At 38.9% G+C, this 22,491-nt stretch carries 20 protein-coding genes; all 20 read left to right on the top strand.

Features of this window, described 5'->3' with window-relative positions; translation table 11 throughout:
• Positions 1 to 29 precede the first annotated feature (29 nt).
• Positions 30 to 722 (top strand): hypothetical protein, encoded by a 693-nt coding sequence (locus NHH16_RS09855; RefSeq protein ID WP_262069431.1) that lies wholly within the window; start codon positions 30 to 32, stop codon positions 720 to 722.
• A 311-nt stretch (positions 723 to 1,033) separates the two neighbouring features.
• Positions 1,034 to 1,291 carry a hypothetical protein gene (locus NHH16_RS09850; protein WP_262069430.1) on the top strand — a complete coding sequence of 86 codons (258 nt, stop codon included), beginning with the start codon at positions 1,034 to 1,036 and terminating at the stop codon, positions 1,289 to 1,291.
• Positions 1,292 to 1,470: 179 nt separating this feature from the next.
• A complete protein-coding gene (locus tag NHH16_RS09845; protein WP_262069429.1) occupies positions 1,471 to 2,295 on the top strand; it encodes an NERD domain-containing protein in 825 nt (274 codons plus the stop codon).
• A complete protein-coding gene (locus NHH16_RS09840) occupies positions 2,246 to 3,259 on the top strand; it encodes an HRDC domain-containing protein (protein WP_262069428.1) in 1,014 nt (337 codons plus the stop codon). The genes NHH16_RS09845 and NHH16_RS09840 overlap by 50 nt, the downstream gene beginning before the upstream one ends.
• A 317-nt stretch (positions 3,260 to 3,576) precedes the next feature.
• Positions 3,577 to 4,866 carry an ABC transporter substrate-binding protein gene (locus NHH16_RS09835; RefSeq protein ID WP_262069427.1) on the top strand — a complete coding sequence of 430 codons (1,290 nt, stop codon included), beginning with the start codon at positions 3,577 to 3,579 and terminating at the stop codon, positions 4,864 to 4,866.
• 34 nt (positions 4,867 to 4,900) lie between these two features.
• A complete protein-coding gene (locus NHH16_RS09830; RefSeq protein WP_262069426.1) occupies positions 4,901 to 5,782 on the top strand; it encodes a carbohydrate ABC transporter permease in 882 nt (293 codons plus the stop codon).
• Positions 5,783 to 5,793: 11 nt separating this feature from the next.
• Positions 5,794 to 6,630, top strand: a complete 837-nt coding sequence (locus NHH16_RS09825) for a carbohydrate ABC transporter permease (RefSeq protein ID WP_262069425.1) — start codon at positions 5,794 to 5,796, stop codon at positions 6,628 to 6,630.
• Between the two features lie 25 nt (positions 6,631 to 6,655).
• Positions 6,656 to 7,489: a response regulator transcription factor gene (locus tag NHH16_RS09820; RefSeq protein ID WP_262069424.1), complete on the top strand. Its 834-nt coding sequence runs from the start codon at positions 6,656 to 6,658 to the stop codon at positions 7,487 to 7,489.
• Positions 7,489 to 9,222, top strand: a complete 1,734-nt coding sequence (locus NHH16_RS09815) for a cache domain-containing sensor histidine kinase (RefSeq protein WP_262069423.1) — start codon at positions 7,489 to 7,491, stop codon at positions 9,220 to 9,222. Before NHH16_RS09820 ends, NHH16_RS09815 begins: the two co-directional genes overlap by 1 nt.
• Positions 9,223 to 9,242: 20 nt before the next feature.
• The gene (locus NHH16_RS09810; protein ID WP_262069422.1) at positions 9,243 to 11,294 is read left to right on the top strand and encodes a beta-galactosidase; all 2,052 of its coding nucleotides are present in this window, start codon (positions 9,243 to 9,245) and stop codon (positions 11,292 to 11,294) included.
• Between the two features lie 346 nt (positions 11,295 to 11,640).
• Complete coding sequence (locus NHH16_RS09805; RefSeq protein ID WP_262069421.1) at positions 11,641 to 12,036, top strand: hypothetical protein; 396 nt, start codon at positions 11,641 to 11,643, stop codon at positions 12,034 to 12,036.
• A 101-nt stretch (positions 12,037 to 12,137) separates the two neighbouring features.
• On the top strand, positions 12,138 to 12,335 hold the full coding sequence (locus tag NHH16_RS09800) for a hypothetical protein (protein ID WP_262069420.1): 198 nt from the start codon (positions 12,138 to 12,140) through the stop codon (positions 12,333 to 12,335).
• A 27-nt stretch (positions 12,336 to 12,362) separates the two neighbouring features.
• Positions 12,363 to 13,550, top strand: coding sequence for a hypothetical protein (locus tag NHH16_RS09795; RefSeq protein ID WP_262069419.1), 1,188 nt, complete (start codon positions 12,363 to 12,365; stop codon positions 13,548 to 13,550).
• Between the two features lie 316 nt (positions 13,551 to 13,866).
• Positions 13,867 to 15,696 carry a cache domain-containing sensor histidine kinase gene (locus tag NHH16_RS09790; RefSeq protein WP_262069418.1) on the top strand — a complete coding sequence of 610 codons (1,830 nt, stop codon included), beginning with the start codon at positions 13,867 to 13,869 and terminating at the stop codon, positions 15,694 to 15,696.
• The gene (locus tag NHH16_RS09785; protein WP_262069417.1) at positions 15,671 to 17,314 is read left to right on the top strand and encodes a response regulator; all 1,644 of its coding nucleotides are present in this window, start codon (positions 15,671 to 15,673) and stop codon (positions 17,312 to 17,314) included. Before NHH16_RS09790 ends, NHH16_RS09785 begins: the two co-directional genes overlap by 26 nt.
• A 168-nt stretch (positions 17,315 to 17,482) precedes the next feature.
• Positions 17,483 to 18,778, top strand: a complete 1,296-nt coding sequence (locus tag NHH16_RS09780; RefSeq protein WP_262069416.1) for an ABC transporter substrate-binding protein — start codon at positions 17,483 to 17,485, stop codon at positions 18,776 to 18,778.
• A gap of 58 nt (positions 18,779 to 18,836) precedes the next feature.
• Positions 18,837 to 19,721, top strand: a complete 885-nt coding sequence (locus NHH16_RS09775; RefSeq protein ID WP_262069415.1) for a carbohydrate ABC transporter permease — start codon at positions 18,837 to 18,839, stop codon at positions 19,719 to 19,721.
• On the top strand, positions 19,718 to 20,557 hold the full coding sequence (locus tag NHH16_RS09770) for a carbohydrate ABC transporter permease (RefSeq protein WP_262069414.1): 840 nt from the start codon (positions 19,718 to 19,720) through the stop codon (positions 20,555 to 20,557). Before NHH16_RS09775 ends, NHH16_RS09770 begins: the two co-directional genes overlap by 4 nt.
• A 48-nt stretch (positions 20,558 to 20,605) precedes the next feature.
• A complete protein-coding gene (locus NHH16_RS09765) occupies positions 20,606 to 21,997 on the top strand; it encodes a glycoside hydrolase family 32 protein (RefSeq protein WP_262069413.1) in 1,392 nt (463 codons plus the stop codon).
• Positions 21,998 to 22,075: 78 nt separating this feature from the next.
• Positions 22,076 to 22,462 carry a VOC family protein gene (locus NHH16_RS09760; RefSeq protein WP_262069412.1) on the top strand — a complete coding sequence of 129 codons (387 nt, stop codon included), beginning with the start codon at positions 22,076 to 22,078 and terminating at the stop codon, positions 22,460 to 22,462.
• Positions 22,463 to 22,491 lie beyond the last annotated feature (29 nt).

Raw genomic sequence — 22,491 nt, 5'->3', positions numbered from 1 at the left:
GTTCAAAGGATTGATAGAAGGATGAAAGGATGGACTGGTTGTTGTTGCTAGTAGAGCTTGCGAGTATTGTCGCAGTATTTTTACTAGGATTATTCACAAAAAATTATTTACCATCTTATATGGAGAAAAAAGGTGAAAACCTAGCTACTAAGGAAGATATCAAAGAAATAACAAGAAGAACAGAAGAAGTTCAACAAGAGTTCCGTCAAGAGATGGCAAGATTTTCTAAAGATATTGAATTTAAGTATGATTTTTATTATAAACAGTACGATGGGTTATACAGTTTTCTGTATGCTATCGTTTCTCAATCGGAGTACACTAAGCATATTATAAAACTTACAGATGGGCGTGAGTTAGCATTTGATGAATATCCATTTGTGAAAATTTCACCTACAAGAACTGTAAAAACAACTTATGAGATTGGTAAAACGACGCATCAAGAGACTTTTACAGAAACTGAAATTTCAGAGTTTGATCAGAAGAAAATTTGTGAGTACATAATTAGCAATGGTCATCTTGCCACACCTGAGTTGTTAAAGCTTGCGGTGTCATATCGCTTGGTTACAAATTTAGGTGTGGACAAAGAGATTGCGGATAACGAAGAGTTTAGATTGATAAAGGAAATTGTGATGAGAATAGTTGAAGAGTACAATTTCTTTAGAAAAGAACTTCAAATGTCATATGGCGAGGAAGAATTGGAAAACGGAACCATTATGATTTAACGTTTTAATCGTTAGATGGTAATGGATCAGTTTCCATATGTAGACAGCGGTAATAGACATACTTAGTGTTCAGTCAAGCTATGTCGAGTCAGTAGCTTTGCTTGCTAAGGAGTGAAACGACGAAGGGAAGCAATTAGCGTTGACCGCGTGATAGCTGTCCAAGAGAACAAGCCTAAGGCGTAGTTCGATTGGGAACAGCGAACCACGGAGAACGGGTTAGAAAGAGTACAGAGCGTAGTACGTGACCTGTCAGGCATGCTCAAGAATCCGAGTGAGAGGCGAGGGATGATTGTGACGAACTAGGCCGAACGATGGAAGGGATTTCAAGAAAGGGAAAAATGACTCAATTGGAAATTGTTGTTCAAGTGTTAGAAAGTTTTGGAGGTAAGGAAAGTTATTCGAAAATATATAAAGAATACGAAAGTATAGGTGGTGTAATCCTTTCGCAGGGAGGCAAAGCAGGGATAAGAAAGACCATAGAAGATCACTCATCTGATTCCATGAATTATAAAGGTAAAAGGTATTCTATATGCAAGCTTCAAACTTCAAACTTGGTGCCGGTGAGATAAGCAGGAATGGTCGCTTTTTCAATGATTCAAATAAAGCGGAGTTAGAAAGCCTTATGGACAAGGCAGGACTTGAAGTTCTAGAAATATTTGAAACATCTGATGCCCGGGAAGACCGCGGTGAGGAGAAGTGGATTAATGTTATTGCTAGAAAGTAAGTCTGGGCAGAGAAAGGCGATACAATGAGCGAGACAGGGATTATTTGGTTAATTGTAATAGTGTTATTCATTGTCCTAATTCATATGAGGTCATCATCAGGAAAGGGCTGGCTCGGAGAAAGAGAAGTTGCTCTTATTTTATATGATTTACCAATGGATGAGTATAAAGTTATACACAATGTAATGCTGCAAACAGCCAATGGAACGACTCAAATAGACCATGTTGTGGTATCGGTTTATGGCATTTTTGTAATTGAGACTAAGAATTACAAGGGATGGATTACTGGGAGTGAGTACGGCGAGCGTTGGACCAAAAACGTGTACGGAAAAAAATATCAGTTTCTTAACCCTATAAGACAGAATTATGGTCATGTTAAGGCGTTAGAAACAGCATTAGGTGTAGCTGAGGAGAAGTTTATACCTATTGTGGTCTTTTTGTTTGATGCTAATATAATGGTCAAGACGAAATCTCCGGTCGTGTATACCAGTCAATTGCGACAAGAAATAGAGTCTCATCGGGAGAATAAGCTCAGTGTACGAGATGTAGATGAAATATTGAATAAGATAAACAGTCTTAATATTAAAGATAGTAAAGTTAGGCGTACCCACGTTCAGACAATACAACGAGATATTAAGCGTAACGAGGAGATAATAGGACAAGGTAAGTGCCCGAGGTGCGGCGGAGAACTTAAGAACCGCCAGGGAAAGTATGGGCCTTTCCGCGGATGCAGCAATTATCCGAAATGCAAATATACGACAAATATCATGTTAGGCAATGAGCAAAAAAGGAGTGTATCAGATGGCGTTATTTGGCAACAAGGAACCAATTTTTTTGAAAAGAGAAAGTGATTTGCCACGGCTTATTGAAAGTCTAAAGAAGTTACGAGGTACTCTTGATTCCGAAGGAAGTCGCATTCTGGAGCAAGACATCAAGAACTATGAGTATGGATTGGCGGGAGAAGAGAATATTGTCTTTGAGTTAAGTAATAGCCATATGCCGATGTATATACTTAGAGATATTTACATTTGTCATGACAATCTAAGTGCTCAGATTGACTTTGTTGTCGTGACGGCGAGGCAAGTCTATATTATTGAGTGCAAGAACCTATATGGAAACGTTGAGATTGATAATGCTGGGAATTTTACGAGAACGATGGAATACGGTGGTCGGAAGAAAAAGGAAGGTTTATACTCACCAATTACTCAGAACCAGCGTCATATGGAATTACTAAAGAAAATACGTACTGAGAATCAAAAAAATCCTCTTTTGAAATTAGCGGTAAATAAGTGGCATGATAATTTCTATAAATCAATAGTAGTGCTAGCGAATCCCAAGACCGTACTTAATGCCAGGTATGCAAAGAAGGAAATAAGAAATCAAGTTATTCGGGCCGATCAGCTAATCGAATATATAAAGAGCGAGAACCAGAAATCTAAAGAAATAAAATCATCTGATAAGGAAATGCGTATTATCGCAGAACGGCTTCTTTCGTACCATACAGAGAATGCGGCTGATTATTTGAAGAAATATGAGCCATACCAATTGGGAGGTGAAGATTGCGAAATAGAACAGGGTGAGCCCTTGCCTGATGAACAAGATAATTTGAAAAGTAAGCTGAAAGAATACCGATTACATAAAAGTAGAAGCGAACAGATTAAACCGTACTATTTATTTAATGATGCTCAGATGACTGATTTAATAAGCAAGATGCCACGGACGAAAGAAGAGTTGCTTAATGTAAACGGCTTTGGGCCTGTGAAGGTTGAAAAGTACGGAGATGAGATATTGGAGATTGTGAAAGTATTTAATTAGGTTATTCAAAGATGAACACTATTGCTTGACTATGCTGAAAAATAAGTAAAGTTATAGAAGAGAGCCTTACGCAAGGTACGGGCGTTACTATCCATATGTATAGTGACGTCTGTTTTTTTGCCGAAGCGTAAATATAGACATATTGTTCAATGAAAATACTATGAAATGAAATATTTAATGAAAAATGATTATAAAATAAGAGCGTATCTATATGGTCATGGTCAAAATAACAAACAAATTAAGATAAAAACATGCCTTATTCGTCAAAGTGATATGACGTATATTAGTACTATCAAAAGAAAGTGAGGAAAGGGATTATGAAAAAAAGATTATTAGCAACTTTATTAGTTATGGTGGTAACAGCCACAGTCATATTGACAGGTTGTGGCAATGGAGGTACAGATAGTAGCAAAAGTAGTAGTGATACTCTGACGGTAATGTGTGTAGGAACGGAAGCTGATACATATCTGGGATCATATAAACAGATTGCAGAGGAATTTTCTAAAGAAAATGAATTCGGAGTAGAGGTAAAGATTGATTTTTATGAAAATGAGCAGTATAAAACGAAGTTGACAACTTTAATGGCATCAAATGCAGTGCCAGATGTATTTTTCACCTGGGAGTTATCTTATTTACAACCTTTTGTTGAAGGAGGGAAAGTTGCGGACATGACTCCGTATCTGGAAGAGGATACAGAGTGGCGCGATCAGTTTTCTGATGGAACATTGGAACTTTTGGCCTATGATGGTAAAAATTATGGAATTCCGACACAGAAATCGTTGTGTGTAATGTTTTATAACAAGAAAATATTTGCTGACAATGGTTTGAGTGTGCCAACCACATATAAAGAATTCTTGCAAGTATGTAAAACCTTGAAGGAGAATGGTATCACACCAATGACTATGTGTGGTACAGATGCATGGATTCCAGCTCAATTTGTTCAGCAAATTGCCGGTGGAATGGCAGGTGATCAGCTCTTTAATGATATTTGTGAGGGCAAGGAGCAGTGGAATAATGAGACACATGTGAAGGCGGCGGAAGAAGTGAAGAAAATGGCTGATGCGGGTTATTTCCAAGATGGTTATATTGGGATGGGACCAGAAGAGGCAAGAGATTTGATCATGAATGGAACGGCAGCAATGTACTTCATGGGAGCTTGGGAAGCGGACAATATTCAGAATAGTGATTTGGGTGAAGATGCAGGTGCGTTTGTGCTTCCAGCCTATGATGAACAGTATAATAATATTTCGGTAGGCTCTGTAGATACTTCGTTCTGTGTGTCAGAAAATTCTAAAAACAAAGACGCAGCGGTCGCATTTATTAAATACTGGTCTTCGCTGGAAAAGGAAGAAATGTTACTTTATGATGTAGGAAGAATTCCTGCTGACAATTTCGAGCTGGATGAAAGCAAGTTAACACCTTTAATGACAGAAATCTTAAACATCTCTAATTCACAGGTTGGTTTAACTCCATGGTGGGACAGACAATTTGGTGCTGGCGAAGGCGTAGAATTTAACAATACCTGCGTATCTATTCTCGGTGGAGAAGATGCAAGTACAGCCTTTGATGCGTTGCAGCAATTTGCAGAAGATAATGCTAATCGATAAACCTGCGAAAGTAGAGAGATGAGGAGGAGTATAAATGAACAAGGTGTTAGGAAATAAGAAAAGTATCGCGGTATTTGTACTTCCAGCATTCATAATCTACGCTGTTTTTGTATTAATACCAATCGGATATAATGTGCTTATCAGTTTTTTTCAAACGGATTTGATGAGCCCAAGCAAATTCGTTGGTTTGAAGAACTATGAAAACCTTTTTCACGATAAAACCTTTATTGGTGCCATGAAAAATAACATTTTGATGGTAATTGGTTCGCTAATTGCGCATTTACCTCTGGCATTATTGTTTGGAAATATACTTTTTCAGAAGATAAAGGGAAGTCATTTTTTTCAGACAGTGTTCTTTTTACCAAGTGTAATTTGTGGTGTTGCTGTTGGCTTAACTTGGACATTTGTGTATAATTCGGAGTTTGGATTGCTCAATAAGTTGTTGGAGCTGATAGGTTTAGGTAATTTACAGCAGGTGTGGCTTGCAGATAAGAATTTAGCACTATTATGCATTATTGTTGTAGTGATGTGGCAGTTTGTCGGATATCATATGATTATTCAATTGGCAGCGATGAGGAATATTCCAGAGTCTTATTACGAAGCAGCAAGAATTGATGGAGCTAGCAAATGGGTACAATTTAAAGCAATTACCTTTCCGTTAATTAAACCAATTCTTAAAGTAGATGCAGTTCTTATTATTACAGGTTCTCTTAAATATTATGATTTGGTTGCGGTTATGACTGGAGGAGGACCGAATCATGCGACAGAGCTTATGTCTACATATATGTTCTATCAAGGCTTTCGAACCTTGAAGTACGGGTACTCGGCAGGGATAGGCGTAATTTTACTGATAATGTGTATATGTTCAGTGCTACTTTCGAATTTCATATTTCGAACAGAGACAATAGAGTATTAGGAGGCATAAAAATGAAATTATCAGTAAAGGACAAGTTTTTTCTGGTTTTAAAATATGTAGCACTAGGAATATTTGCGATTATCTGCCTGTATCCCATAGTTTGGCTTGCCTTAAGTTCGTTTAAGACAAATGCGGAATTATATGTGAATCCTTGGGGACTTCCAGAAAATATAGGATGGGAAAATTATATCCAAGCCATCACAGAAGGCCATGTTTTGCAATATTTTATCAACTCTGTTATTATTGCCGTATCAGCGGTTACAGTGGCAGTTCTTCTAAGTAGTATGGTGTCTTATGCAATTACACGAATGCGCTGGAAGCTGTCGAAGTTAACCCTAAATATATTTTTATTGGGGATGATGATTCCGGTATATGCGATGGTGGTACCGTTATTCTCAATGTTCAATAAGATGGGACTTTTAAATACACACTTAGCGGTCATTATTCCTCATATTGCCATTGCATTTCCCATGGCAATATTCATTATGAGTGGTTTTATGGGAGCTTTACCAAAGGAAATGGAAGAGGCTGCGGTAATGGATGGGTGTAATATTTACCAGATTTTCTTTCGAATTATTATGCCGATTTCTCGTTCGTCGATTGTAACGGTAGCGGTAGTCACCTTTATTAACGTATGGAATGATTTGCTATTCCCGCAGATATTTTTAACGGATTCATCAAAAATGACACTTCCGGTCGGTCTGACAGAGTTCCAGGGGCAGTATACCACCAATTATGTGGTGCAAATTGCGGCAGTTATTATTACGATTGTTCCCAGTATTATTGTATATATTTGGTTGCACAAGCATATTATGGAAGGTATGGTTTCGGGAGCGGTCAAGGGATAGGCGTGTCCCTAAAAGGAGTAAAGAGATGAACTTACTGATTGCAGATGATGAGAAGGCGATTCGTCAGGGAATGATGTCACTTCCTTGGGAGGATATAGGGATAAATCAGGTGTTTGAAGCAGAAAATGGCATACAAGCCAAAGCTGTGCTTCATGAGAAAGTAGTGGATATTGTAATCAGTGATATAAAGATGCCAGGTATGACGGGTTTAGAACTAGCGGAATATATAAAGGAGTATGACTTGGATACGGTGATAATTCTGCTTACAGGTTTCTCAGACTTTTGTTATGCACAGGAGGCTATCCGCTATAACGTAGTGGATTATATGTTGAAGCCTTTACGACCTAGAGACATTATGAACACAGTCGCTAGAAGTGGGGAACGCTTAAAACAAATACGATATCAGGAGAAAGTCGTACGTCAGTATGAGCGAGAGGCGGATAGCGTGGATTTAAGCAATCAAATTAGACATCATTTTCGAGATACCAATCCGCAGACAAAAATGATTCTACAAGACATGTCAAAAAATTTCACGCAGGACATTTCGTTGAATTCGATGGCTGAGAAATATCATTTTTCGGTAGCATATTTGTCGCGAATGATTCGTAAGGAGACAGGTTTCTCTTTTAGCGAGATGCTAGTTAGCATGCGCCTAACCGAAGCGGTACAGCAACTAGAGGATGAGAAGGTGAAGATTGGACAAGTTGCAGAAAAATCTGGGTTTAGTGATTATCGTTATTTTAGCCAAGTGTTTAAAAAAACGCTAGGGTGTAGTCCAGGAGAGTATAGAAGAAGTGGGGATAAGCAAAGAATATACGGATTGAAGAGCATGTTGGAGATGACGCGGGAGAAAAAGTAATGAGTGGGCATAAGGAAAAGAGAATAAAAGTGGCAAGTTTGAGAAAGAAAATGCTGCTGGTATTTACCTTACTCATTATAGTTACTGGTAGTATCTTATTTTTCTTTTCGGGAGCAGTTTATCGTTATAGCTATGCCGCAATTTCGAGAACGTATCTAGAAGACGTTACCGAACAGACGACAAACAACATTGAGAATTTTATCAATTCGATTGAAGATATTAACTTGCAGATTTTGACAAATAGTGTAATCCAAAATCAACTACAAGACGTAAACCAGAATGACATGAATTCGTTTGAATTGCGAAATGCAAGTAAATTGATAGAGCGAGAATTAGAACCATATGTACTAGCCACGTCAAATGTTGTATCTATGAGTGTAGTATCCTTGAATGAAATGGTGTTTTCAGTAAATAAGGTTACAGGTCGTGGTATTGATTTTGCATTTTCAACTGACGAAATCTATCAGGCCAATGGTACATCGATATGGAGTTTGGTGGGCCCAGAGCAATCGATTTGTATTGCAAAAGCGATTTTGGATCTTAAGACGATGAAGCCAATTGGTTATATAAATATGGTATACGAAGCAGAATATCTTGACAGTTTTTTGCGAAATGATTCAACGGAGTATTCTGGAATGATCTATTTGGTTGATGCCTTAGGTACTATTGTGTCAACTACTCATGATGGCTATGTTGGGGAGTCCTTTCCGATGGATATCAAAGAATTAGAATCTTCAGAGGTGTCCAGCTATGATATCTTGAATGAAAAGGAATCCTTTTATTATGTGGGAAATGTGATGCCCAATGGCTGGACGCTTGTTAAGGCAGTGGCAGTAGAAGATTTCTATCGTCGGACGAATCAAATAATGGGAGCATCTTGTGTGGCTTTGTGCGTGATTCTGATATTTGGTATCGCTACGGTGCAATTAGCCTCAAAACGTTTGATACAACCAACGCAAGACCTCTTAGAGAGTATGAAAAAATTTGGAAAGGGAGACTTGTCACAGAGGGTAAAGGTGAGCGAGCAAGATGAGGTTGGGCAAATTGGGGAAGAATACAACCGAATGGCGGACAATATCGAGACGCTGATAGAACAGGTCTATAAAATGGAAATCACTCAGAAGCAGGCAGAGATAGACTTTTTATCTATGCAGATTAACCCTCATTTTCTATACAATACCTTGGACACGATTAGTTGGATGGCAATTGCCCAAGAAGGTGATAAAGTCTCGGAATTGACGATTGCCTTGGCAGATCTTTTGCGAGCAATGGTAAAAAAAGAAAGGTTTATTACCTTAGAAGAAGAATTAAAGACGGTAAGAGACTATTTATTTATTCAAAAGCAACGATTTGGTGACAAGATATCTGTGGAGTATGATATTGATGAACGTGCATATTCTTACCGAGTTCCTAATTTTCTTTTCCAACCATTAATTGAAAATGCAATTATTCACGGCATTGAGCCTAAAATAGAGCCAGGAAAACTTATGATTCAAATTAAGGTTGAAGAGAAGAGTTTGTTCTTTAATATTAGTGATGATGGCGTAGGCATGTCGCCAGAGGAGAAAGAAAGTTTACTCGAACAGTGTGATAGGAATGATACGAAGAAAAATATAGGGCTAAAAAATGTGTATCGACGATTAATTTTGTGTTATGGGGAAGAAAGTCGGCTTAAGATTATAAGTGAAAAAAATCAGGGGACTGCAATTAGTTTTCGTCTTCCAATAGAATAAGAAAGGCAGGAAGCATTAGAATGAGAAAAGCACAGACGTATAAATGGAATCAAATGGAACTAGGAACTTGTTACTATCCAGAGCATTGGGACTCAAAGCTCTGGGGAGAAGATTTGCGTAGAATGAAGGAAAACGGCATCTTCACGATTCGTATTGCTGAATTTGCATGGAATAAATTTGAGCCTCAAGAAGGAGTATTTAACTTTGAGTTTTTCGATAAGTTTATGGAAATAGCAGTAGATGAAGGAATGAAAGTGATATTGGGAACACCCACCGCCACACCACCAGTCTGGCTAACGGAGAAATATCCTGAAGTACTGAATTGCCGAATGGATGGCAGTCCTTTTTATCACGGAATGAGACGGCATTATAACTACAATTCTAAGATATATCAAGAGCTTTCAGCGCGGATTGTGGATAAGATGGCGGCACATTATGGAGCGCATCCAGCAATCATAGGCTGGCAAATAGATAATGAATTGAATTGTGAGGTGGATGAGTTTTATTCTGAGAGCGACACGTTGGCGTTTCGTGAATTTTTGAAAAAAAAGTACTTGTCGTTAGAAAAACTAAATACAGCGTGGGGGACGATTGTCTGGAATCAGACCTATAATGCATGGGAAGAAATCTATGTACCCCGTACGACAATTCACAATTCTACAAATCCTCATCAAACATTGGATTATATTCGCTTTGTTTCGGAAAGTGCCATTGCTTTTTGTAAAATGCAAAGTGATATTATCAGAAAGTACAAAAAGGCAGATGACTTTATTACAACCAATGGCATGTTTGGAAATCTCGATAACCACAAAATGCAAGATCAATGTTTAGATGTATATACTTATGACTCTTACCCTAACTTTGCGTTTTGCTTGGAGGAAAATCCACTAAATAGTGATGACTTAAACGATCGGAAATGGAGTCGCAATCTAATGGAAGTGCGTTCAATTTGTCCCCATTTTGGCATTATGGAGCAGCAGTCAGGGGCGAACGGGTGGAATACGAGAATGGAAGCACCGGCTCCTAAGCCAGGACAAATGATGCTTTGGGCCATGCAGAGTATTGCACACGGAGCGGATTATGTGAGTTTTTTCAGATGGCGCACCGCAACTGTGGGGACGGAAATATACTGGCACGGGATATTGGATTACGACAATCGAGACAATCGGAAGTTAACAGAAGTACGACAGATATGGGAGCGAACCAAGGCGATTGGTGAAATGGTAGGTGCTGAGTATCAGGCATCTGTGGCTATGCTTCAGGATTATGACAATACCTGGGATTCGCAAGTGGATGTGTGGCATAAGCGACTAAAAAAACAGAGCGAGAAGGAAATCTTTGTGGCATTCCAAATTAACCACACCCCAATGGATATATTTAACATAACGGATGAGACTCAATGGGAAGAGTTAGCAAAGTATTCAGTGCTGATTTATCCTCATGCTCTGATTTTGAATGAAAAGAAGGTACATACGCTTGAGACATATGTGCAAAACGGGGGCATCCTCGTTCTCGGAAGTAGAACGGGACAAAAGGATGAAAATGGTCAATGTGTAATGACACCGATGCCAGGGTTATTAGCTAGTCTTACGGGAACGAATGTAAGAGAATATACTTTTGTTGGCCCAGCAGATAAAGCTGTGACTATGGTATGGGGAGATAAGTCGGTAGACACAGGAGTTTTTAATGATATTCTTGAGGTCGCATCTCCGGATGCCCAGGTTCTAGCAGTTTATGAGAACAATTATTATTCAGGAAGTTCGGCATTAATCGAACGAAAAGAAGGAAAAGGGAAAGTGTTGCACTTTGGCGGAACATTTACTCGGGAAAACACTAAAGAACTTATGGATTATACGGGGGTACTATCGCCTTACGCGTCTCTAATTGAATTACCTGAATCGTGTGAAATAGTGGTACGAAAAAAAGACGGTGTAGAATATTATATTGTGCTAAATTTTGCAGCAGAAGAACAGGTCATTAATCTGAAGTCTAGTTTGGTAGATATGGATACAAAAGAAGAAGTAGCGGGAAAGATTATGCTACAAGCTTATGAAACAAGAGTATTTTGTTAAGACATATTGGTCGTATATTAATAAAAATGGAAAATGACTAAAAAAGTAATTAAAGAAAAAATCTAAAAACAAAGAAATCGCCAGGGGTTTGTACTCTGGCGATTTCTTTGCAAATAATAGCATTTGCGGAGATTAAAAGCCCATTGTAATCCATAGAATATACGGATGGGTGTGGCGAAAAGAAGACATATCGTAGAGTTAACATTTTAACGAAAGCATGATACTATTAGGATAGTTCGTAAAGCATGGTTTGGAGGTGGCACGAGAGTGGCTCATTTTCAAGTGCGTGTTTGGGTTGAAATATGTATTTGATTTCTCGTATGCAAAAACGGAAAGGGGAAAATAGATGGACGAGCAAATGAGAGAATGGTTTGAAGAACAAAAAATAGCCGATGTTTATAATAAAAATACCTTTAACGTAGATGGGATTGTTGAACCAAAGTGCTACGATCATAAGATTCTATTTGTTCTTAAAGAAGCCAATGATACAGTAAGTGACGGTGTTATTGATCAAATTGAATCATATAGAGATACTGCAAAGGGAAAAGGTGATGGCTTTAAAAACGCTGCTATAAAGAGGCGTTTAGCACGAATGTACAAAGTGGCAAGCAATAGAAATGATCTAGAAGATGCTGAGGCTTTAAAACATGTTGCATATATCAATCTAAAGAAGACAAGTGGCGCTGGAAGGACAAATATCGCAGATGTAAAAGAGTACGTATGTAAGTTCAAAAATATATAAGAAATCAGATTGCTAAAATTAATCCTGAAATAATAGTTTGCCTTGGGACATATGATATATTTGTTAAGCAAGTAATATTTAATCTTGAGCCGAGTAGTAAGGTGAGGTGGAGAAATGCTGCCGGTAACGCTTACAAGCAGAGCGAAAAAGAGGGCTGTTTTATAGGAAAGGGCACGCGCTTTAAAGTGGCTTTTCCTTTTCGCCATCCCTCAGTATTTGGAAAATACAATGTTACTGATGAAGAGTATATCGAAGAATTTGCAGAAAAATATGAGTCATCTAGAAACAAGAATTTATAAACTATAAATAGGAACGGAGGAAGTAGTGTGGGAGACATTGTTAATAATAACGAATCATTAGATTTAGTAGAAATAACAGAAGGGTTATTATTTGATGCGCGGGCGAGTTTGAGACCTGAAGAGACGACATGTATTCCGATAGCGGAACTTGCTACATTAGGTGTGGGTGTATCATCACTCATCCCGGCTTTGCGTACAATAACGCAGACAACCACTGTGAGTACGGATGGGCTATATAGATTGGCGAACCAACAGGTGGGAGATGTTCTGAAGACGGCTAAAAATGGCAATTTTTGGGGTGCGTTTAAGACGGCAGATAACAAGTCTAAATTTTTACAGTTGAAAGAAGCGGGGACGCAAACAGTAACAACATCCACCGCAATGCCGATAGATCCAGCGACACTGATGATGGCCGCGGCGTTAGCTTCAATTGAACGACAGCTTAATGACATCTCAGAAATGTGTAAGCAGATAATATCTTTCTTGGAGATTGAGAAAGAGTCAGAAATAGAAGCTGATGTTGAGACTCTTTTGAATATCATTTTGAAGTATAAATCAAATTGGAATAATGAGCAGTTTGTAAATAGCAACCATAAAATGGTGTTAGATATTCAGCGTACAGCTAGGAAAAATATAATTGCCTACCAGAAAAAAGTAAACGAAGTATATGGAGCAAGGCGAATGGTAGTAAATCAAGCGAAAGTAAACGCAGTGCTTGATGATTTTGCGAAACAATTTAAATACTACCGGTTATCTCTTTATGCCTTCTCGCTAGCGTCACTTATTGAAATTATGCTTAGTGGTAATTTTAAGGAAGGGTATATTTCGGGAATTAAAAACGAAGTGCATGTATTAGCCGAAACCTATAGAGACACGTTTGGAAAGTGTTCTATTTATTTAGAGAAATTAAGCCATTCTGCTTTGGATGTGAATTTGCTAAAAGGGCTTGGACACACAGGAGAAGCAGCAGGGAAAATGTTGGAAAAAGTTCCGTTTGTTAAGAAAGGGAATCTTGATGAATTATTGCAAAGCACTGGAGAAAAATTGAAAGGTGATGCAGAGGGGCGTATGAATAAATCGGTTGGCGATTTTGCGACATTAGGAAATCCGTGTATAGGCGTATTCGAAGAGAAAATGAATGATATGATTAATATTTATAATCATACCTCGCAGATAGGCTTTGATAAGGATAATATTTATCTTATTGCAAATTAGGGGAGAGGTATATAAACCCGCGTATTTATATTCGGTGTAGCTTTTTTCTGTCGAGGACTAGCGGCTATAAAACCATTTTAGATTCGATTTTCAAATAAAAAATAAGAAACGACTCTACGTTAAACGTTATGAAGGATGTTTACACACATTTTTAGGCTCTATGTCAAGCAGTGGAGAGGGATGTTAACGCATCTCACTCTCACTCTGGCATAGGGTCTTTTTTATATTTCATAGGCACAATCTCAAAATAATATTTGAAGGTTATTAATGAATGCATTATAATCATGACATTAAACAGAAAGGAAACTCTGATGTTATGTTTGCAAAGTTAAGTAGAACAAGGAAAAAAAGTATTCGGATTCAACTTATACTAGGTTTTTTAGTTGTTCTAATTCCACTTGTGCTCCTTTTGGAAGTCGGTCTTTATCTCTATTCATCTAGGATAATCGAAGAAAAGACCATGGGGCAAGCTAAAGAGACCGTTGAGCAGTTTGTTAATTCGCTTGATTACTTTATGGAGCAGAATATAAATAAAATTGAGATGATTGCCTGCAACCCGACAATCCAGATGACACTTAATCCAGCGGAAGATGCTAATTATCAGTCAGAAAATCCCTTCTACACACAGGATCAGCAAATCCAACGTATCATGCTAAAGGAATATAGTAGTGTTACCATGAACGATATCGAATTATACGGGATAAATGGCACGAACTACTACTATTCGATTTGGTCAGAAAAACCAGAAATTCCAGATGAAGAACGTCTACTGCTGACGGCTGATGAAGCAAAGGGAAAATGGGTTCTCATTAGCGAAGACGAGCAATCGGATTCTGTGCATCTTCTAAAACAAGTCAAGGATTTGCAAACGTATAAGGTCCTTGGGTATATCCGCGTAGGACTTAAGCGCAGTTATATCGAGAAAATGGCTTCTGGCATTAACTTCGATAGTGGCGGAACGATGTCTATTCTCTACAAGGGAGAGCTACTAGCTAGTGGCGGCCTAGTAGATGAAAAACTGATTCAGAAGATGCAAGGTGAAAACGGAGCTGATGGCAGGTTTCGGTACCGCTTAGATAGTGGAACGGAGTGCGAAGTCTTTTACGTACATTCTTCGATTGTTGGTTGGAACTGCATGGGTGTTATTCCTCTGACATACATACAGAAAGAACTAGCAGGCCTTCGCTACGCATCGGTGTTACTACTTCTAGTGGCACTGATTGGAGGAATCATCCTGATTTCTAAGATTGCCAAGAGCCTTACTTCGCCAATTAGTGAGACGGCTGACGCACTAGCCCAATTTTCAACCGGTGATTTTGATGTTCGCTTATCGGTGGATAGAGAAGATGAGATTGGCAAGATGAACGAAGTTTTTAACACAGCAATCGAAGATATTCAGGTGCTAATGCAGAAAGTGACGCAAGCGGAAATCTTAAAAAGAGAGATGGAATACAAGACGCTCCAGTCTCAGATGAATCCACATTTTCTGTATAATACTTTAGATGCTATTAACTGGATGGCTTTTAAAAAGGGAGAAAGAGAAATTTGCGATTTGGTATCCGCAATCAGTGATCTGTTACGAGAGAGCATCAATAATAAACAAAGCCTCATTACTCTTGGTCAGGAATTGGATTATGTGAAGAACTATCTTCATATCCAGCAAGTACGTTTTCATGACTATTTTACAATATATTACGATATAGATGAGAGCTTACTGGATCAGCTGATACCAAAGCTAGTGGTTCAGCCTATTGTTGAAAATGCAATTATTCACGGGTTAGATAATGGTCAAAGCGGTACCTCTCTCCTAATTTCTGTAAAGGAATACGAGAAGACGATTCATATTATGGTGAGAGATGATGGGGTTGGTATCTCGCAAGAGCGGATAGAGGAGCTATTTTCTGAGAAGGAGAACGAGGCCGCTAAGCAGAAACGCTTTCATACAAATCTTGGCATTTATGCGGTTAGCAAAAGGATTCAATTCTTATACGGTGAAGAATACGGTGTGGAGATTGAGTCGAAAGAAGGGGCAGGTACTACGGTAACCCTAAAGATTCCCCATTTAGAAGACCAACAACATTTATATACAATCTGCAATTTTTTTAGTGAGGGAGAAGAAGATGAGTGTAAAGATACTGATAATTGATGATGAATACACGATAGTGGATGGTCTATCTTCTTTTCCATGGGAAGAATACGGGTGTGAAGTAGTAGGTACTTCGCAGAATGGTCAGGAGGGACTAGAGCTATTAGAAATCCTGAACCCAGACCTTGTGTTTACTGATATACGAATGCCCAAAATGGATGGCCTAACATTTGCCGCCGAAGCTAAGAAAAGCAATCCCCATTTGCGCATTGTGTTTCTTACTGGGTACGATAGCTTTGAATACGTACAGGAGGCTATTCGGGTGGGTGGCTCAGATTATCTGCTAAAACCCATGAATTTCCGTAAGCTAGATGAGCTAGTACGCCGGTTATGCGAGGAGATAAGAAAGGAAAACGAAGTACAGAGCTACTACCGAGATTTGCAGAAAACCTTCGAAGCAGAGTTACCGTATATACGTACGAAGCTAATAAGCGATTTACTTCAGGGTAGAATTGGTACCTCAGCAGAGCTTAATGAACGCATTCGGGCAGTAGGAGTACAGATTGAAAAATACGTGTGTATAGCAATTACTCGCGAAAATGCTCATTCAGGAGAAGAAAACAACTGGATGGAACAGCTGGCATTCTTAAATATCGGGGAAGAAATTTTCGGCGAATTTAGTTCAGAAGTTCTCGGTGAATACGATGATTTGAATCTTAAATTTGGATTTGTGCTCTTATTCCCTCAGGACATGTCCTCTATGGATTGTATGAGACGGAGCGTCGAGGCGTCAGAAAAACTAAAAACGGTAGCAGAAAAGTTAATTCGTTACAAGCTCTGTATAGGTATTAGTGATGTGGAGACGGCTGCGGAAGACATTTCTAAGGCTTACAGAGAGGCGTGCACAGCGTGTAGCCAGAGTATCTATTTAGGTGAAAATACCATCGTTCAATATCGCGATCTTGATGCGGTGACCAGCAGAAACATCAGTATTTCAGAGGGAAAAAAGCAAAGACTGTTTATGAAAATATATTCGGGGCAGCTAGTGGAAGTATGCGAAGAACTAGCAAAGATATTCCAAGTGGAGGAATCCGACTTAGCGGCCTGTAAGTATATGGCACTGGATCTGCTAGTATCCTGTTTACAGTATCCCTTTTTATGCCGTGTAAAATGTGAAATACAGGAACGAGAGTATGACTATTCCTTCTTACAAAATGGAATTAAAGTGATTAGTAATGCGAAAACAATCGATGAGATTGTTCAATACTTGTCGAAAGGGTTTAGCCTTCTGGCCACCCAGAATAACAAAGATACAGAAGACAGGTACCAGCACATCGTGAATGACATGATTTCTTATGTCGGGACACACTACATGGAAAACCTAACCCTAGACATGCTTGCTGATTATTTTCACATGAGTAGAACCTATGTTAGCCGGTTATTAAAGCGATACACGAATCAGAGCTTTTTGAAAATCTTGGTGGACGTGCGGATGGAGAAGGCTTGTCAGATGATTATGGAAGACCAGTATAAAGTGTACGAAATTGCGCAAAAGGTCGGCTATAATGATTTCAGCTATTTCATCCAGGCGTTCAAAAAGAAGTTTGGCGTGACGCCTAACGAATATCGACAGACGGGATATCATTCGCTGAAAAATGACAATCCAACGTCTCGTTGAGAAGTGTTAAATTTGGGCAAAACTATAAAAAACGTACAAAAATCATAAAAAAGAAAGACGAAAGCAGTGTAAATGTGTGCAAAATTAACATTTTACACTGTTTTTTGGATTGAGAATGAGGAAAACGTCATATTATAATAGCTGCAGATAGAAAAAGGGAGGAATGAAATGAAAAGAAAAATTTTAGCATTTGTTCTCATCTTAACACTGGTAACATCGTTGCTTCTTGTTGGATGCGGACAGAAAAAAGAAGAGGGCTCTGGGTCAGGAAGCACTGGCGAGAGAACAAAAATCACAGCGCTACTAAAGGGTACGGAATCTACAGAACAATATTTAGTGTTTAACTATTTATTGAAAAATTTCTGTGATGAGAAGGGACTGGATTATGAAATCGAGCTAGTTAATGACATGCAAGATTATTTTACAAAATTGCAAATGTACATTAACAGTAACACACTTCCAGATATCTATGGTTGCCCTAACGGAACACTTTCTCAAGCATGCTTAGATATTGATGCGTTAGTAGATGTTGGTGCCGAATTAGAGCGAAATGGCTATGCAGAGAAAATGAACGGAGCAGTTAAGGACTTTCTGACAGATGTCAATGATGGGAACCTATACCTATTCCCACAAGGGCTATATTGTGAGTACTTTATGTATCGTACAGATATCTTCGAAGAAGCCGGTATCAAAGATACTCCGACAACGTGGGAAGAGTTCCAAGAGGCTTGCCAGAAGATAGCTGACATCGGCGAAATTCCAGTCGTTGTAGGTGGCTCTGATGCATGGCAGCTGATGCGCTACTTGTCATTTTCACCATGGCGCGTAACCGGTGCTGAATTTATTCAAGATTATCAGGCAGGAACAGACTCTTTTGCAGAAAACGAATCCGCAAAATACTCTGTAAACCTCCTTGCTGATTTAGGAACCAAAGGTTATTTTGAACCAGGGTTCGCAAGTGTAGACTATACCTCAGCATGTAACCTATTCTACGGCGGAACAGGCGCAATTTTCTACTCAGGTTCAGGTAATATTGATCTTGCCGATGAAATGTACAAAGAAGGTAAATTAGGTTTCTTCCCAGTACCAGATACAGAAGGTATGGAAAACATGGATACGAACGTGCCGATTCATGCAGGATTTGCTGAAGGATTCAACAAAGGAACTTATGATGAAACCATGCAAGAATTCTTTGACTATATGTGTGAAAACTTCTCAGACGCATGCTATACGCAAGCAAAAATCTTTTCTCCATTTAACGAAGAGTTACCTGATGGCTTGCCCCAGTTATATTATGATACACAACCGATGTTCGCAGACGCAAAGACCGCTTGGACATCTTGGGATGATAAGTTAAACTCGGACACGCTTACAAAAATTGTAGATGCGCAGCAAAACTTGGCACAGGGTAATATTACCCCAGAAAAATTCATCGAGAATTGTGATGCCTTGGTGGAAAAATAGATTTATTGAATGGGTTAGGAGCAAAACTCCTAATCCATTTTAAAAGAAAGGAGAAAAAGTGCAAAAGGCATTTGGAAAGAAATCAGTTATTTTTGTATTCTTATTTCCGGCACTCCTGATATACACTGCGTTAGTCATAGTTTCAATCATATGGGCGGGGTATTACAGCTTCTTTGATTGGAGTGGTGTTGGTGACAAGATTTTTGTAGGACTTAGTAATTATATCGAACTATTTACAAATGATGATGTGTTCCGGGCGTCGGTAGGGCATACGGTTATATACACGATAATTAACGTGGCAATCCAAGTATTTGGCGGTCTGCTGTTTGCCATCTTATTAAGCAGAATAACAAAGGGGCGAGTGGTATTACAGACGCTGTATTATATCCCCGTAGTCATTTCGTCAGTAGCTATTTGTCAGATTTTCACGAAGCTATTTTCGGTAACGCCGACGGGTATTGTAAACCAGGTGCTGTCTTTCTTTAGCTCCTCATTTAAGACGATGGAGTGGATTTCGAATCCTTCTATCTCGTTATATGTGGCCGCTTTCGTAGAGGCATATAAATACCTAGGTCTCTATATGGTTATATTTTATGCCGCTCTTATCGGTGTGCCAAACGAATTGAGTGAGGCCGCTAAAATTGACGGAGCAACGGTAGCTCAGGAATATCTTCACGTTAGAATTCCCTACATTAAGCCAGTTATAATTGCAAACTGTCTTTTAGTATTAAATGGGTCACTGCGTTCTTTTGAATTTTCTTATCTCTTGACTCATGGTGGTCCTGGAAACTCATCAGAGCTTATGACTACCTATATGTATAAGCAAGCATTTACCAGTATGAAATACGGATACGGTAGCGCGGTTGCAATCATGATTGTAATAATCTGTTTAGTGGTCGGTGTGCTATTCCGAAAGATGACTGGAGAAGGGAAGGAAGAATGAGAAAGTCTAAAATAAAGATTGGTTCAATAGTTAAGTGGGTTATTGCAATTCTGCTATTGATTATGCAAATATACCCCTTGCTGTATGTTATTATCTCAAGCTTTAAATCATTAGAGGATTTTCGCAAGCTTCCTGCATACGCGCTGCCATCGTCACTGTACCTTGGAAACTATATTACGGTCTTTACGAAAAGCCATATGCCAACTTACTTTAAAAACAGTATTATCGTTTTGCTAGGTGTATTAATTCCCCTATTATTGTTTGCATTAATGGCAGGGTTTATGCTGAGTAAAGTTCAGTTTAAGGGAAAGAAATTCCTATTAAATTACTTTTTACTAGGATTGATGCTTCCGATGCAGGTTGCGTTAATTCCTCTGTTTACGATATTCAACAAGCTAGGACTGATTAATAGCTATGTGGCAATTATACTTCCACAAATTGCGTTTTCACTTTCGTATTCGATTCAGCTGTTCTATTCGTTTAGCAAATTTTTCCCAGAGGAGATGTTAGAAGCAGCGATTATAGACGGGTGTTCACCGATAGGTTGCTTCTTTAAGATGATTATCCCTATGTCAAGAAACTCGATAATCACAGTTGCGACGATGCAGGCGGTGTTCTGCTGGAATGAATATATTAATGCTTATACTTTTACGAGATCTACAGATATGAAGACAGTAACGCTAGGATTAAATGATTATGTGGGTAGTATGGGCTTGACGGATTGGGGAGCAACCTTTGCAGCGATTGCCGTGACGGTTATACCGGTGTTTATCTTCTATTTCTTCAGTAGTAAGAAGATGCTAGAAGGGATGTCAGCAGGAGCCGTGAAAGGATAGTCGCAATTCAAAGAGATAGATTAAAAACTAGAAAAAGAGGAGATCACTATGAACAAATTATATTATCAATTCCCAGGAACCTGGTTTGGTGACTGTATGCCATTTGGAAAAGGAGAGGAATTTTACCTTTTTCACCAGAGAGATAATCGCAATCCTTGTCCGTTTGGGGAGCCGTTTGGCTGGGATTTGGCGACTACATCTGATTTTGTAAACTATAAAGATTACGGCGTGGCAATTCCCAGGGGAACGGATGAAGAGCAGGATCAGTTTATATATGCAGGAAGTGTCTTTGAAGCAGAAGGCGCATATCATGCATTTTACACGGGCTTTAATAGAGAGTATCCAAAACAGGGAAAGGCCTCTCAAGTACTTATGCACGCAATTAGCGAAGACTTGATTCACTGGACAAAAACGCAGGATAAGCTCACGTTTACGCCACAGGAAGGGTATGATCCAGATGACTGGCGCGATCCGTTTGTACTTCGCGATGAAGAAAACGATCAATATATGCTGATTCTTGGAGCTAGGCTGGAGGGTCCAAAGACGGTTCAGTCAGGAAGAACTGTAAAATTCACCTCTAAAGATTTGAAAGAATGGAAATTTGAGGGCGATTTTTGGGCACCAGATTTATTTGTTATGCATGAAATGGTTGATCTCTTTAAGATTGGCGACTGGTGGTATCATGTAGTTACGGAATATAGTGATCGCAGTAAAATGATTTATCGCATGAGTAAGAACATCAATGGCCCATGGATTACACCAAAAGACGATGCTTTTGACGGAAGATCATACTACGCTGGACGTACGTTTGAGTTAAATGGTCATAGAATACTATTTGGCTGGGTAGCAACTAAGGAAGAGTGCGACGACAAGAATAACTACGAATGGGGCGGTACGTTTGTTGCCCATGAAGTATATCAGAGAGAAGATGGCACATTAGGGGTTAAAATCCCGGATACGGTATGGAATGCCTTTGAAAATCGCAAATCTATAGAGGACTGTGAGATTAGCTGTAAAGAAGCAAGAACCGAGAAGGTGGTTTTCGATAACTGTGGAGATATTTTTAGCTTTGAGGCTGATGTTTCCTTTACAGAAGGAACCCATACCTTCGGAGTTCGCGTATATAATGATGTTGAAACACAACAGTCATATCAGTTTATCTTCCAGTGTGAAGAGAATAGATATATTTGCGAGAAGAATCCTAACTGGCCATGGTTTACTTACCTTAGTCAAGGATCTGAGCGTCCGATTGACCTAGTTCCAGGAAAGAAATATAATATTCGCATCATTGTTGATGATACGATAGCAACAATATATGTGGACGGAGTTGCTTTGAATGCAAGAATGTACACAAAGCCGGGAGATTCGATTAGCTTATTCGTATCAGAAGGCTCTATTGAGGTAAGTAATTGTAGCTTCTCGAAAGAGTTGAAGAAGTAAATACACGTTTAAAAGAGGTGAACCTATCATTGGAAGTTCACCTCTTTTACAAATTAATGAAGAGTGAAGGAGTAGCGAATGGAAAGCAATATTACTGGTTTACAACACATTGGAATACCGACGGAAAAGTATGAAAATACAAAAGCGTTCTATACGGCGTTAGGATTTAAGCCCTATGGGGAAACGATTATTGAGTCAAAAAACCAAAGAGTGGTCTTCATGAGACTTGGAAATATAGAGTTTGAGGTCTATGAAGTGAAAAAGAGCAGCAATACTTCGGGTGCGATTGACCATGTGGCGATAGATGTAAAGTCAATTGAGGAAGCTTACACTTTCATCAAAAGACTGGGATTTACCGTTATTGAAGAGGAAATAACGAGTTTGTCACTTAAAGAAAATGGAGTTCTGTTTTTTACGACTCTTGGTCCAAATGGGGAGAAAATAGAGTTTAATCAGGCTAAATAAAATAACACAATAGCCCGTCTTCTCTCATT

This window comes from Ohessyouella blattaphilus, from assembly GCF_024721265.1.
GTDB lineage: Bacteria > Bacillota > Clostridia > Lachnospirales > Lachnospiraceae > Aequitasia > Aequitasia blattaphilus_A.
The sequence above is the reverse complement of the archived record's forward strand: the minus strand, read 5'-3'. Positions and strand labels throughout refer to the sequence as shown.